Annotated in this window: 13 protein-coding genes and 1 tRNA gene; 10 read left to right on the top strand and 4 right to left on the bottom strand. The window is 26.3% G+C overall.

Translation table 11 applies throughout. From position 1 onward, the window contains the following. Nucleotides 1-8: 8 nt before the first annotated feature. The 6 genes from selA to NSA23_RS12770 all read left to right on the top strand — a co-directional run bounded on the left by selA (nucleotide 9) and on the right by NSA23_RS12770 (nucleotide 6,661). Nucleotides 9-1,433: an L-seryl-tRNA(Sec) selenium transferase gene (selA, locus tag NSA23_RS12795; protein ID WP_042681008.1), complete on the top strand. Its 1,425-nt coding sequence runs from the start codon at nucleotides 9-11 to the stop codon at nucleotides 1,431-1,433. Further along, on the top strand, nucleotides 1,434-3,362 hold the full coding sequence (gene selB, locus NSA23_RS12790) for a selenocysteine-specific translation elongation factor (RefSeq protein ID WP_042681010.1): 1,929 nt from the start codon (nucleotides 1,434-1,436) through the stop codon (nucleotides 3,360-3,362). A gap of 61 nt (nucleotides 3,363-3,423) precedes the next feature. Next, nucleotides 3,424-4,119 carry a response regulator transcription factor gene (locus NSA23_RS12785; RefSeq protein WP_042681012.1) on the top strand — a complete coding sequence of 232 codons (696 nt, stop codon included), beginning with the start codon at nucleotides 3,424-3,426 and terminating at the stop codon, nucleotides 4,117-4,119. Further along, nucleotides 4,088-5,524, top strand: a complete 1,437-nt coding sequence (locus NSA23_RS12780; RefSeq protein ID WP_222704769.1) for an ATP-binding protein — start codon at nucleotides 4,088-4,090, stop codon at nucleotides 5,522-5,524. Before NSA23_RS12785 ends, NSA23_RS12780 begins: the two co-directional genes overlap by 32 nt. Before the next feature lie 16 nt (nucleotides 5,525-5,540). Next, the gene (locus NSA23_RS12775) at nucleotides 5,541-6,401 is read left to right on the top strand and encodes a GerMN domain-containing protein (RefSeq protein WP_050069768.1); all 861 of its coding nucleotides are present in this window, start codon (nucleotides 5,541-5,543) and stop codon (nucleotides 6,399-6,401) included. A gap of 163 nt (nucleotides 6,402-6,564) precedes the next feature. Beyond that, a tRNA-Sec gene (locus NSA23_RS12770) sits at nucleotides 6,565-6,661 on the top strand. A gap of 212 nt (nucleotides 6,662-6,873) precedes the next feature. On the opposite strand, the gene NSA23_RS12765 is transcribed toward NSA23_RS12770, so the two are convergent. Together NSA23_RS12765 and NSA23_RS12760 are read right to left on the bottom strand one after the other, a co-directional pair. Then, nucleotides 6,874-6,999 carry a hypothetical protein gene (locus NSA23_RS12765; RefSeq protein WP_257490594.1) on the bottom strand — a complete coding sequence of 42 codons (126 nt, stop codon included), beginning with the start codon at nucleotides 6,997-6,999 and terminating at the stop codon, nucleotides 6,874-6,876. Between the two features lie 67 nt (nucleotides 7,000-7,066). Next, entirely contained in the window at nucleotides 7,067-7,189 is a 123-nt protein-coding gene (locus NSA23_RS12760; protein ID WP_257490593.1) for a hypothetical protein, read from the bottom strand. Between the two features lie 610 nt (nucleotides 7,190-7,799). Here NSA23_RS12760 and NSA23_RS12755 point away from each other — a divergent pair. Both NSA23_RS12755 and NSA23_RS12750 read left to right on the top strand, forming a co-directional pair. Beyond that, a complete protein-coding gene (locus NSA23_RS12755; protein WP_042681014.1) occupies nucleotides 7,800-8,189 on the top strand; it encodes a universal stress protein in 390 nt (129 codons plus the stop codon). A 72-nt stretch (nucleotides 8,190-8,261) separates the two neighbouring features. Then, nucleotides 8,262-9,305: a hypothetical protein gene (locus NSA23_RS12750; RefSeq protein ID WP_042681015.1), complete on the top strand. Its 1,044-nt coding sequence runs from the start codon at nucleotides 8,262-8,264 to the stop codon at nucleotides 9,303-9,305. A gap of 15 nt (nucleotides 9,306-9,320) precedes the next feature. Here NSA23_RS12750 and NSA23_RS12745 read toward each other — a convergent pair whose 3' ends face one another. After that, complete coding sequence (locus NSA23_RS12745; protein WP_050069769.1) at nucleotides 9,321-10,541, bottom strand: alanyl-tRNA editing protein; 1,221 nt, start codon at nucleotides 10,539-10,541, stop codon at nucleotides 9,321-9,323. A 295-nt stretch (nucleotides 10,542-10,836) separates the two neighbouring features. Between NSA23_RS12745 and NSA23_RS12740 the strand changes: the two genes are divergently transcribed. Continuing rightward, the gene (locus NSA23_RS12740; protein WP_257490592.1) at nucleotides 10,837-13,305 is read left to right on the top strand and encodes a DNA internalization-related competence protein ComEC/Rec2; all 2,469 of its coding nucleotides are present in this window, start codon (nucleotides 10,837-10,839) and stop codon (nucleotides 13,303-13,305) included. Next, entirely contained in the window at nucleotides 13,295-14,347 is a 1,053-nt protein-coding gene (gene holA / locus NSA23_RS12735; RefSeq protein ID WP_042680800.1) for a DNA polymerase III subunit delta, read from the top strand. Before NSA23_RS12740 ends, holA begins: the two co-directional genes overlap by 11 nt. Nucleotides 14,348-14,388: 41 nt before the next feature. On the opposite strand, the gene rpsT is transcribed toward holA, so the two are convergent. Then, the gene (gene rpsT / locus NSA23_RS12730) at nucleotides 14,389-14,652 is read right to left on the bottom strand and encodes a 30S ribosomal protein S20 (RefSeq protein ID WP_042680799.1); all 264 of its coding nucleotides are present in this window, start codon (nucleotides 14,650-14,652) and stop codon (nucleotides 14,389-14,391) included. Nucleotides 14,653-14,741: the final 89 nt, after the last annotated feature.

Below are 14,741 nucleotides of genomic sequence, written 5' to 3'. Positions count from 1 at the left end.
GGTTGAATATGTCGGGAAAGAACTTATTTAGTTTGATACCAAAAGTTGATGATCTTTTAAACAATACTTTAATAATGAATATACTAAATGATTTTCCAAGAGTGACAGTAGTGAACTCTATAAGGGAAGAGATTAATTTATTGAGAGAAGATATAAAAAATAAAAATATAACTGAGGAAAATATAAATGAAAGACTTGAAAAATTACCTCATTTAATAAATGAAAGAATTAAAGAAAAAAATAGTTTTAAGCTTAAAAGAGTTATAAATGGAACAGGGGTAGTTATCCATACTAATTTAGGAAGATCATCAATAGATAAGGATATAATGGAAAATGTTGTAAATATTTCTTCTAATTATTCTAATCTTGAATTTGATTTAGAAAAAGGTAAAAGGGGCTCTAGATATAGTCATTTAGAAGATATAATTTCTGAAATAACTGGTGGAGAAGCAGCTATGGTAGTTAATAATAATGCTGCAGCAGTAATGTTAGTATTAAGTACCTTAGCTAAAGACAAAGAGGTTATAGCTTCTAGAGGAGAATTAATAGAAATAGGAGGTTCTTTTAGAGTTCCAGATGTAATGGAACAAAGTGGTGCAATTTTAGTAGATGTAGGTACAACTAATAAAACCCATATATGGGATTATGAAAGAGCTATCAATGAGTATACCAGTGCATTTTTAAAAGTTCATACTAGTAATTATAGAATATTAGGATTTACATCATCAGTATCTATAGAAGAGCTTTGTGAATTGAAAATGAAATATAATATTCCTTTAATAGAAGATTTGGGTAGTGGAGTTTTAATAGATTTATCAAAATATGGTTTAGAATATGAACCTACAGTACAAGAGTCTATTAGAAAGGGAGTAGATATAGTTACTTTTAGCGGCGACAAGCTTTTAGGAGGGCCTCAGGCTGGAATTATAGTAGGTAAAAGAAAATATATAGATGAAATGAAAAAAAATCCTCTAACAAGAGCTATTAGAGTAGATAAATTTACAATTTCTGCCTTGGAAGCTACATTAAAATTATATTTAGATGAAGAAACAATGTTAAAGAAGGTTCCCACAATAAATATGCTCACATTATCTCTGGAGGAACTAGAGAAAAGAGCTAATACTTTATATAAAAAGTTAAAACAAGAAATAGACGACCAAAGTATGGATATAAATATAGTAGACGAGTATTCAGAAGTAGGAGGTGGATCTTTACCTTTAGAAAAATTATCTACAAAATGTATATGTATTTCTCTTTCAGATTTAAGTGTAGCTAGATTTGAAAAATATCTAAGAAGTTTTGAAATACCTATTATTACTAGAGTATATAGAGATAAGGTATATATAGACATGAGGACTATAAAAGAATCCGAATTTGATACAATAGTAGAGGGAGTACAAGAAGCTTTAAGTAAAGTTAAAGGGGTGCTTTAGATGAAGCATTTTATAATTGGAACTGCAGGACACATTGATCATGGCAAAACCACTTTAATAAAAGCGTTAACAGGAAGAAGTACTGACAGACTAAAAGAGGAAGAAAAAAGGGGTATATCTATTGAATTAGGATTTACTTATTTTGATTTGCCAAGTGGGAAAAGAGCAGGAATTATAGATGTACCTGGTCATGAAAAATTTATAAAGAATATGTTAGCAGGGGTTATAGGAATAGATATAATTATATTAGTTGTGGCTGCTGATGAAGGAGTAATGCCTCAAACTAAAGAGCATTTAGCTATATTACAACTTTTAGGAATTAAGAAAGGGTTCATAGTGCTAACTAAGATTGATTTAGTGGATGAAGAGTGGAAAGAGTTAGTAATAGAAGATATAAAAGAAAATGTAGAAAATACTTTCTTGGAAAATACTCCTATAATACCTGTTTCTTCAACTGAAAAAACTGGACTAGATCAAGTGACTAAAAATATAGATCAACTAACTGAAGAAATAAAAGAAAGAGATATTAAAGACATGCCTAGACTACCAATAGATAGGGTATTTACTATATCTGGATTTGGAACTATAGTCACTGGAACTCTGATCTCAGGTACTTTTAAAGTAGGAGATGAGATAGAAGTTTTTCCAGGAAATAAAAAGGGGAGAATTAGGTCACTGCAAGTTCATGACGAAGATGCTAATATAGTTGAAGCAGGTCAAAGAGTAGCTATAAATATAGCAGGTTTGAAAAAAACAGATATAGAGAGAGGAAATGTAGTTTCTCCTATAAATTCTATGCAAGATACTATGATGTTAGATGTAAAGATTAGATTATTAAAAGATATACCTAAGATTATAGAAAACAGATCAAGGGTTAGACTGTATATAGGTACTCAAGAAATTTTATGTAGAATTGTTTTGCTAGATAGAGAACAGCTATCTCCTGGAGAAAGTGCTTATGCCCAGTTAAGACTTGAAGAATCTACTGTAGCTAAAAGAGGAGATAAATTCATACTAAGATTTTATTCTCCTATGTTTACAATAGGAGGAGGAGAAATTTTAGAGCCTAATCCAGAAAAGAAGAAAAGATTTGACACTAAAGCAATAGAAGAACTAAAGATAAAGGATAAAGGTAGAACAGAAGATATTATAGAAAAAATCATAGAAGATAAAAGCAGGGAATTTCCTACTGTAAAGGCTCTTTCTATATATACAGCTATGACAGAGGAAAAAATATATAGTGAAGTAAAAAAGCTAGAACAGCAAAATAAAGTTATAGATTTTTCATTATTAAAAGATATATATGTAATTCATATAAATTATTTTAATTATTTAAAAAGAGAAATTGAAAAAGAATTAGAAAGATATCATAGTGAAAATTCTTTAAAATTAGGAATGGGTAAAGAGGAAATTAGGAGTAAATATTTTAAAAATATAAAGCCTAAAGTATCAGATGAATTTATAAATTTACTTATAAATAAAGAAGTGATAGAACAAAATGAAAAGTATATTCTTTTAAAAGGATTTCAAGTTAAATATACTAAGGTGCAAAATGAAATAAAGGGAAAAATCAAAACTATATTTAATGAAAGACGTTTTTCACCACCTAAATATGAAGAGATAGTTAAGGAAATGCAGACTAATGATAGTGAAGTTAAAGAAGTATTTGAATCTTTGTTGGATAGGGGAGAGATATTGAAGCTAAAAGAAGATGCCTATATTTTAAGAGAAACTTGTGAAAAAGCAAAGAGTATTTTGAAAGAGTATTTGGAAGGAAGCGAATTTATAACGGTTTCTCAATATAGGGATTTGTTAAATACTAATAGGAAAGTCTCCATTGCACTATTAGAATACTTTGATGAGCAGAAAATTACTAAAAGAATAGGAGATAAGAGAATCTTTATTGGAAATATAGAGGAAAATGAATAGAAATGTAGAATTATAATTAATATAGATTTGAACTTATCGTAATATATATGAGGTGATAATAATGGACACCAAAATATTAATAGTTGATGATGAAAAGCTGTTTGTTAAGGGCTTAAAATATAGCCTTGAACAAGATGGATATTTAATAGATACATCTTTCGATGGTAACGAAGCCCTCGAAAAAGTAAAAAAAAAGAGCTATGATTTAATTATTTTAGATTTAATGCTGCCTGGTATGGATGGTTTAGAAGTATGTCAAAAAATCAGGCAGAATTATCAAGTTCCTATTATAATGCTTACAGCAAGGGGAGAGGATATAAACAAAATATTAGGATTAGAGTATGGTGCTGATGATTATCTAACTAAACCTTTCAATATCTTAGAATTAAAGGCAAGAATTAAGGCAATACTTAGAAGGGTAAATATGAAAAGTACAAATATTACAGAACAGATAATTCAAATAGATGATTTTAAAATAAATACTTTAGGTAGAAGATTAACTGTATTTGGTCATGAAGTAAATTTAACTGCAAAGGAATTTGATCTATTACTTTTATTAGCTTCTAATCCAGGGAAAGTTTTTACAAGAGAAGAATTGTTGGAAACTATCTGGGGATATGAATATTTCGGAGATCTTAGAACTGTAGATGTTCATATTAGAAGGCTTAGGGAAAAGATTGAGAAAGACTCAGGACAACCAGAGTACATACTTACAAAATGGGGAGTTGGTTACTATTTTAGAAGTAGACCAAAATAAAAAGAAATTTGTAAGTGTTAGGTGGAAATTAATTTCCACCTATTTATTGTTAATACTTATAACTTTAATTGTAATCAATCTAGTAATATGTAAAACTGTTTTTAATATATATATTGAGCAAGAAAAAAATAATAGTTTTTCCAAAGCAAATATAATATCAAATAGAGTAAGACATCAGTTATCAAATGATAGAATGGATGAAAAATGGGTTCAAGTTTCCATAGATGATTATAGCAAGGAAATAAATTCAAGAATAATAATTGTAGACAACTCAAATATAGTTCAATTGGATTCCCATAATTCATTTCTAGGAGAAAAGTTTTATCATGATGAGATAAAAGCTGCCTTAAGAGGTGAAAATAGCAGTGGTATCTATAATTTTAAGCAATCTGGAAGAGTAATGTATATAGCTGTCCCAGTGATATTAAATGATGAAGTAGTTGGGGCAACTTTTTTATCAAGATCTATTGATCATATTTATTATGAAGTAAGGCATATTTGGAGAAAATTAGAGCTGATTTCAGTTGTAAGTATGGCTATTACAGCCATAGTAGTTTTTTTTCTTGCAGGAGTGATCTTTAGACCTCTAAATGATTTAAAATACACTATAAACAAAGTAACCCAAGGTAATTTTAAAGAAAAAGTTCATGTTTATAGTAATGATGAATTTAAAGAAGTTGCAGAAGCTTTTAATATGATGATTTCTAAATTAGAGGAAGTTGATAATCAAAGGAAGGACTTTGTTGCCAATGTGTCTCATGAACTTAGAACACCTCTTACATCTATAAAAATTCTTTCTGAATCTCTTATAAATCAAGATACTTTTGATCAAGATATTTATAAAGAATTTTTAATAGATATTGATTCTGAGGTAGATAGATTAAATAATATTATTAGTGATTTACTTGTATTAGTAAATTTGGATAAAGAAAAATTAGTTTTAGATAAAAAAATTACTTATATAAATTATTTACTTGAAAAAATAATATTTAGAATGAAAGTTATTGCTAAACAAAAAGATATAGATTTGAATTTAAAATTAAATGAGAAAATACAGATAAAAATAGATGAGGATAAAATACAACAAGCTATTATAAATATAATTGATAATGCTATTAAATATACCGATATAAAGGGTACTATAGAAGTGGAATTATATAAAAAGGATAAATATGCTATTATAAAAATATCAGATAATGGATCTGGAATACCTGAGGAAAGTTTAGAGCACATATTTGAAAGATTTTACAGAGTAGATAAAGCTAGAAGCAGAAATACAGGAGGAACAGGGTTAGGATTATCAATTGCATGGGAAATAATTGCTTATCATGGAGGTATTATAGATGTGGAAAGTCAGTTAGGCATAGGTACTGATTTCTATATAAAGCTACCTCTTAAAAATTAAAGGATTGGAGAATTCTATGGGTAAAAAATATATCTTAATTATTTTAATAGTTTTTTTATGTATCTTTATGGCTTCATGCCAAAGCTATGACATTATATTAGAAGATAGCAATAATTATCCTCCAATTAATCCTATTTCAGAAAATAGTTTAGAAGTTATTCTCTATTATCCAAATAAAGAAATGGAGCATTTAGTTCCAGAAATTAGAGTCGTTTCACTTTCTAATGAAAAAACTGAGGAAATTGCTGTAAATGAATTGCTAAAAGGTACTGAGGAAAAAGGATTGAAAAGTATAATTCCAAAGGATACGGAGATATTATCATTAGATATAGTTGAGGATATAGCTTATATAAGTTTCTCTAGCGAATTATTGGATAAAGATTATGAGGAAGAGGAAGAAGCTTTTATCATATATTCTATAGTAAATACTTTAACAAATATACCCACTATAAATAAGGTGCAAATACTTATAGATGGAAAAGCTGTAGATAGATTATCTAAACACTATAGTATTAGAGAGCCTTTAGGGTTTAGCGATGCTATAGTTGATAGAGATTATATAAGTCCAGTATCTGTGTTGAATGAATACTATAATGCTTTACTAGAAAAAAGCTATAGCCGAAGTATAGATATGTTAGATTTAGATGATTTAGGAAATTTAAAGACAAATACTTTAATGGCATATCTAAGAAATGAATTTAAAGGAATAACTCAATTTGATATTAAAAATTATACAATCTATGAATATGGAGACAAAACAAAAATAGATGTAGAAATATTATTTACCTATGAAAAAAACAATAAGAAATTATCTAGTAAAAAAGTAGAGTTAATATCAAATAAAGATAAATTTTTAATAAAAGGACTTTTATATTAATATTCCTATTTTAAAATGTTTCTAGTGTATATTTCTATGTATTGAAGGTTAATATTAAAAATATGTTAAATAAAGGTTTATGAGAAAATGTGGAAATTATAATAAGGATTTATGTTGATAAAAATGTTTTTTTGTATTATAATGATGATTGACATATATTTATGGGGGTAGATGGGTTCTGGTGGATCCTCTGGTCTTCAAAACCAGCACGAGGCGTTAGGAGCGTCTTGGGTGAGTTCGATTCTCACATACTCCCGCCATAGTTATTAAGCCACTTTAGTGGCTTTTTTATTTTATCTTTTTTGCAAAGAGAAACTTTAAAAGAGTGGATTTGCAAACATTTTGCAAATATTGGGTTAATTTTCAGTTGAAAATCATATTATCTGACTTATTTGATGTTACTTTTTCGATGCTTCAATGCATGAGAATATAAATATGGAAAGTCGAGATAATTATCTCGACTTTTCATATTTTAGCACCAATTATCACAACTACAGAACAATACTACAAGTAGGAGAAAGAAGAAAAGTAAGGAATCATCAAAACTATCTCTTTCACAATCATCATTTTTGCTATAGTCAAAATTTGTTTCAGCCATAAATACACCTCCTATTAAATAGAAAAGAGCATTATATAGTTATGTCTGTAACTTTATTAAAATCACATTACCAACGGTCACAACTACAGAATAAAACTACTAAAAGTAAGAAGAAAAAAAGTATTGAACTGTCATTACAACTATCTCCTAATATACCGCCTAATAGACCTCCACTTCTATTTTCTGTCATAAGTACACCTCCTAATTTTAATATGAAACTTAACTTCCATTTGTATTTTATGTTTATTTTAGAAATGTGTTACAGAATATATAATTTAAAAAAATAAATATAAAATTAGTCGGGGATTGATCCCCGACTAATTAAATTTTCTTAACATTTATGGTCACAGTTACAGAATAAAATTACAAGTAGTAGAAAGAAGAATAGTAGGGAATCATCAAAACCCCTATTATCTCTACGGCATAGATTATCAACCATTTTAACACCTCCTAATATAATACTAGTGGTTACAACAGTCACAGAACGATATTACAAGTAGCAAGAAAAAGAACAATAGTGAATTGTCGTTACAATTACGATCACTACCAAATAAGTTAGTATTAACTTTTTCATCATTCATAATTACACCTTCTAGGAAAATGGAGACTTTTGTTGTTCATAGCTACTTTTTTAGAAAGGATTTCTTTTAAATCCTAGTACAGTTTATGCAAAGGTAGTAAAAATTGTTAATTTTTATATTAAAGTAACGCAAAAAAAGATAGAAGTATAAAAAAGGCTTCAAAAATTAAATAACATGATATAATAATATAGGTTGAACTCTTTTTAAAGGGGGATTTTTATGAAGAACAAAGATATTAAAAATATTATGGTTTGTGTTACTCAACAAAAAACTTGTGAAAGATTGATAGTAAATGGCTATAGTATGAAAGATGAGGAAGAAGATAAGCTCTATGTAATACATGTGGTAAATGAAAAGGATAAATTCTTAAATAATAATAGTGATGGTGAGGCTTTAGAATATTTATTTGGAGTATCAAAAAAAGCAGGAGCTGATTTAGCAGTTTTAAGGTCCAAAAATGTAGTAAAGACTATAGTAGATTTTGCTAAGGAGAAAGAAATAACTCATATACTAATGGGAGTTTCTCCAGAATCAGGGAAAGAGGAGAGCCAAAATATTACATTTAAATTACAAAATGAATTACCTGGAGTAGAATTTATTATACTTTAGTTATACCAGGGTACAAAATATTCTATTTACATAAACTATAATATATAAATAGAATATTTAAGGAGGAATTTTATGTCAGAGATTAAGAGAGTTTTTCCAGGAGGAAATACATTTGAAGGTTTTTTCTCATATCATAAATATATTATAGATGAAGGTAGGACTTTTATATTAAAGGGAGGTCCAGGTTCTGGAAAATCATCCCTAATGAAAAATATAGCTAACAAAATGCTTAAGTATGGTCTTTCTATTGAATACCATCATTGCTCATCAGATAAAAGTTCAGTAGATGGCATAGTGGTAAAAGAATTGAAAGTAGCTATAATAGACGGTACAGCACCTCATATTATAGATCCTAAGTTTCCAGGATTAGAAGATGAAATAGTAGATTTAGGTAAATATATAGATAGAAAAAAACTATTTAATAAAAAAGAAGAAATATTAGAAGCAAAAGAAAATAATAGGAAAGCTTATAGGAAAACCTACTCTTATTTTAGAGCGGCAAAAGAAATATTAGGAGAAATAGTAGATGAAAATAGCGAGAAAGTAGATTTTATGGCTTTCAATAAGTTAATCTATAATTTGAAAGAAGAGATATACGGTACTAAAAGAATTGATATTATAGGAAGAGAAAGACATTTATTTAATAGATGTTTCACACCTAGCGGCTTGGCAGATTATACAGATACTTTATTAGGAGATAAAAAAGTATATTATATTAAGTCAGAATATGGTGTTGGAAAATCTACCCTTCTTAATATGATTTCTAAAGAAGGAATTTTAAGAGGGTATGATGTGGAAATATATCATGAACCATTAATTCCAGAAAAGATAAACACTATAATTATTCCAGAATTGAAATTAGCCCTTTCGGCAGCTAATTTTGCCAAGGATAATAATTATAAGGAAATAGATTTAAATGAATTTTTAAGGGAAGATATAAAAAAAGAAGAAGATTATAATATATTCAACAGCTTAATAGATAGAGGATTATATAATCTATCACAAGCAAAGAAAAATCATGATATATTAGAAAATGCTTATCATCCAACTATAGATTTTAATGGAATAGAAAAAGAAAAAGAGAGAATAGAAAAGGAAATAATGAAATTAGTTTAAAAAGAAAGTCACTGCCTAGTTATTAGGAGTGACTTTTTCTTTAATAGAACTTTCTATAAGTTTAAAAGAAGAATTTAGTATATATTTTAAATCAGCCTTTTCACATTTGCCCTGTACCCTTTCTGCATTTCCTCCGCCTTTTATATTTTTACTTTTTTCAATTTCTTTAAATAATCTGCCCATATTTATATCTATATTTTTACTTCTGCTCAATATAAATTGGCATTTATCTTCATTTTCCATACCAAAAAGACAAATTATATTTTTATCTTCCTTTAGAATTGTAGTTATATAACTAATTTCTTTAAAGCTTTCCTCATTAAATATATTATATATGATTTTTACATTTCCAATATCTATTCTCTTTTTTAATAATTCCTTAGACATATATTTTAATAATTTTTCTTTTAAATTCCTATTTTCTTTCTTTAATTTTTCTTTTTCATAATATAAATTTTCCACTTTCTTATAGCTGTCTATATCTTTTGAGGATAAAAGAGTAGAAATATTATTTATACAATCATTTTTCCAAGTATAATCTTTTAAAGCTCTTTTTCCACATACAAATTCTACACGAATATTCCCTTTATATTTTTTCCAATTTCTTATTTTAATCATTCCAATTTCGCCAGTACTTCTGTGGTGAGTTCCAGAACAAGGGGAATAATCCATACCATCTATTTCTATAATTCTAATATCAGAATCTATATCTGGATCTTTTCTTATAGGAATTCTCTCCACGTCTCCCTTTCCCATAGTATAGGTTTTTATATCAAAATTAGAATATATAACATTATTTGCAAAGTTTTCTACTCGTATTACATCTTCTTTTTTTAGTTCGGCTATAGTAATGTCTATATAAACACAAGTTTTACCTATATAAAATCCTACTGTTTCAGCATTATATAATTTATAGAATATAGAAGAAATAAGATGTTGGCCTGAATGTTGCTGCATATAATCAAGCCTTGTATTCCAATCTATAGATAGCTGAACTCTATCACTAAAAATATTCTCTCCAATAACATGTACTATATCTTTTTCGTCTTCATAAACATCTATTACTTCTAACCCATTGATGGTACCTTTATCTCTAGGTTGTCCTCCTTTTAAATTTGGATAAAATATAGTTCTATCAAGTTTTAAATAAAATTTATTATCAATATATTGTTTATCTATAACTCTAGCATTAATTTCTCTTAAATAAGGATTTTCTAGATAAATTCTTTCTGTCATGATTTCACCTCATATACTTTTGATTTATTAATATTCTATCATTTTTTAAAAAAAAGAGTAGCTTTAAATCAATACTTCTATGATACAATTGAATTATATACTTATTTTTAAAAAGAGGATGAGGAAAATGGATATAAAATATAGTGGATATCTATATATAATAATTGGGATATTATTGCTTACATGGTCTTTAAATAGGACAAATAAGAGAAAAAAGAAATAAATATATATTTAATGACATACTATATTTTAAATTTTAGTTAAAGAGTATAATAAATGTGGAGAAGGGATATTCTTGAGAAGACCTTTTATAACCATTACTATTCCTATGGTTATAGGAATAGTATTTTTTTATTATTTCAAAATCCATATACATTTTCTATTAATTTTAATATTAGCAAGTATTCTATTATTTTTATTTTCTATTATATTTGGTTTTTTTAAAAGAGAATACTTAATCTTTATTTTTTTCATCATTGGTATATTTATAACTTATACGAGGTTTGAAAGTAGTGTATTAATAAAATTTGTTGATAAGAATATAGAACTAAAGGGAACTATAGAAGAAATTATATACAATGACGAAGATATGGACAAATATATTGTAAATGTGGAGAAGATAAAAAACTATAAATATAGTTTTTTTAACAATGAAAAAATGATTTTAAAAATTATTGGGAAAAAGGGATTTGAAATAGGTGATGAAGTTTCAGTTTTTGGAATATTAAAGGAACCTAAGAAAAATACAAATCCTAAACTTTTTAATTATAAATTATATCTTCAAACTAAGGGAATTTATACAACTATGACAGTTAAAGAACATGAAATAGAAAAATCAGGAGAAAAAGTTTTACCTTGGCATATGAAGATGAAATTAAACTTTAGAAATAATGTAGAATTAGTTTGCAATACATATTTAAAAAAACAAAATAGTTCTATTATGAAGGCTATATTATTAGGAGATTCTTCTTATTTAGAAGAAAGAGATTATAATAAATTTAGAGATTTAGGTTTGTCTCATATTATGGCAGTATCTGGACTACATATAGGTATTATTTCTATATTTTTAATTACATTTATTTCTTATATAGGGATAGAAAGAAGAGCAAATACAGTTTTAACTTTAATAATAATTTGGATTTATGGATTTTTAATTGGATATCCTCCTTCCGTTTTAAGAGCCCTGATAATGTTTACTATATTATTTTATTCTAAAATTGCTTTCAGAAGATATGATTCATTGAATACTTTTCTTTTTACTATGTTTATAGTTTTAGTTATAAACCCACTATGGCTCTTTGATATTGGTTTTAAGTTGTCTTTTGCAGCAACTTTTTTTATAACTTCTTTAACTCCAATATTTAGAAAAAAATTTTATCCCTATAATGGCAGGGTTATGACCTCTTTGTATGCAATATTGTCAGTACAAATAGGGTTAGCTCCAATACTTGTATATTATTTTAATAGTATATCTATAATTAGTATTTTAGGGAATTTTATACTAATCCCTTTATTATCAAAATCTGTAGTATTAGGATTTATATTACTATTGTTTTCATATTTTAGCAACGGAATTACATTATTTATTGGCAAATTATTAAATATATTATTAAATATAAATCATATTATATCAGAAGGGATATACGGACTTCCATTAGGTAAAATAAGACTTTTATCTCCTAGCATGACGGGAATAATTTCATATTATTTAATAATATTTTCTATGTTTAAAATAATTAAGTTAGATAAATTTAATTATTATATTAATAAAGTTATTATTGCTTATTTAATTTTTCTTATGCTATTTAATAGTGTTCTTCCCCTTGTAAATAACCAGATATACATTAGCTTTATAGATGTGGGGCAGGGGGATTGTATATTGATTGAAGATGGAAATAGTCATTATTTAATAGATACTGGAGGTAATGTTTTTGGTAATTTTGATATAGGAGAAAATATTTTATTGCCTTATTTAATTAAAAGAGGTATATTCACATTAGATGGAGTATTTGTAACCCATTTTCATGATGATCACTGTAAAAGTTTGCCTACGCTTATGGAAAATATAAATGTAAAAAAAGTATTTATAGGTCATGAAAATAAAGACAATAAATTATATAATAATATATTAGATGTTTCAAAGAAAGAATCTATTCCTATTTATAAATTAACTAAAAAGGATAAGATATATATAAATAAAAATTCATGTATAGAAGTTTTAGGTCCTACAGAAAAATTTTTGAAACAAAATGTAGGCGATGAAAACAATACTTCATTAGTACTTATGCTTAAAGCTTATGACAGAGAAGCTTTATTTACTGGAGATATTGAAGAAAAAGGAGAAATGCATTTATTAGAAAATAGTCAAAATAAAAAAGAAAAAATAGAATTTTTAAAAGTTCCCCATCATGGAAGTAATACTTCATCTAAAGAGGAGCTAATAAATTTTTTTAGTCCAGATTATGCTTTTATTCAAGTAGGTGAAAGTAATAGATTTAACCATCCTAGTGAGGAAGTTTTAGAAAGGTATGAAAAAAGAAATATTAAAATTTTTAGAACTGATGAATCAGGTCTTATTACTCTTAGTATAAGTCCTAAAAATTTTAATATATCTGTTTACAATAAAAATAAATTATCTATAGAAGATGTAATTCTAGAATATGGATTTGAAATTAATTATATCTTAATATATTTATTATTGAGTTATATTATTATAAAAAGAAATTCCTATTTATTTAAGGAGCTGAGTATAGATGAAATTTGAAGTTTTTTTAAAAGATATAAAGGAAGATAAATTAAAACCTGTTTATCTTTTTTATGGGGAAGAAGATTATTTAATGGACTATTCAATAGAAGCTTTAAAGCAGAAATATATTAATAAAGGGTTAGAAAGTTTAAATTATATATTATTGGATGGGGATATTATTGAAATGAAGGATATTTATGATGCTTGTGAAACATTGCCTTTCATGTCTGAAAAAAAGATAGTAATTATAAAGAATTTAGGTATATTCGGTAGTAAGACAAAAGGACAAGCAGCAGAATATTTTAATAATAAAAAAGATGAGTTGAAGAATTATATTCTAACATTAGAAGATTATATATGTCTTGTATTTTTAGAGAAGAATATCAATATTGATAAAAGAAAGGCTCTTATAAAAAGTATAAAGAAATCTGGAGAAATTATAGAATTTACAAAGCTTAAAGGCAGAGATTTAAATAATTGGATAAATAAAGCTTTCAAAAAGCATAAGAAGACTATATCATATCAAAATATAAATTATTTTATTCAACATTCTTCATATTTTGATAGGGATATGAAGAAGAGTTTATATGATTTAGAAAATGAAATAATTAAATTAGTTAATTTTACAGGAGATAGAAAAGAAATAACAGCAAAGGACATAGATGTAGTTATGGCTAAATCTTTAGATACGAATATATTTAATTTATTAAATAGTATTGGACAAAAAAATATAAATAATGCATTAATAGTTTTTAATGAAATGTGTATATCTAATGAACCAATACCTTTAATATTGCATATGATTATTAGGCAGCTAAGACTAATATTTATATTTAAATTATTAAAAGATAAAGGATATGATAGAAAGTCTACTATGGGTAAACTTAAAGTGGGTATTTATGAATATGAGAAGATTTCTAATCAAAGCAGGAACTTTTCTAATATTCAACTGGAAAAAGCATTGAAAATGTGCTTAGAATGTGATGAAAATATTAAAACTGGCATAATAGATGGAAAACTTGCTTTAGAAATGCTAATAGTAAAAATGTGTAGTTTATAAAATAAGATAAAAAAACTTCGGATCATAACCGAAGTTTTATATTACATAGCCTTATTTAATTTTTTTGTTAATTGACTGATTTTTCTAGAAGCAGTATTTTTATGGATAGTATTTTTATGAGTAGCTTTCTTTAATTTCTTATCCACAACTTTAAGTAATTTGCTAGCCTCTTCAAAATTGTTATTTTCTATTGCCTCATTAAATTTTTTGATATATGTTTTAATTTCTGTTTTTCTCATTTTATTTACTTCGGTTTTTCTTTGAGTAATACCAATTCTTTTCTTAGCAGATTTAATATTTGCCACAGTTTCACCTCCCAGCCTAACCAAAAATATTTTATCATGAAGATGGATAAAATGCAAGATAAAATAGTTTTTTAAATATTAGACATAAT

Origin of the sequence: Anaerosalibacter massiliensis (assembly GCF_024623155.1) — a bacterium.
Classification (GTDB): Bacteria; Bacillota; Clostridia; order Tissierellales; family Sporanaerobacteraceae; genus Anaerosalibacter; species Anaerosalibacter massiliensis.
The sequence above is the reverse complement of the archived record's forward strand: the minus strand, read 5'-3'. Positions and strand labels throughout refer to the sequence as shown.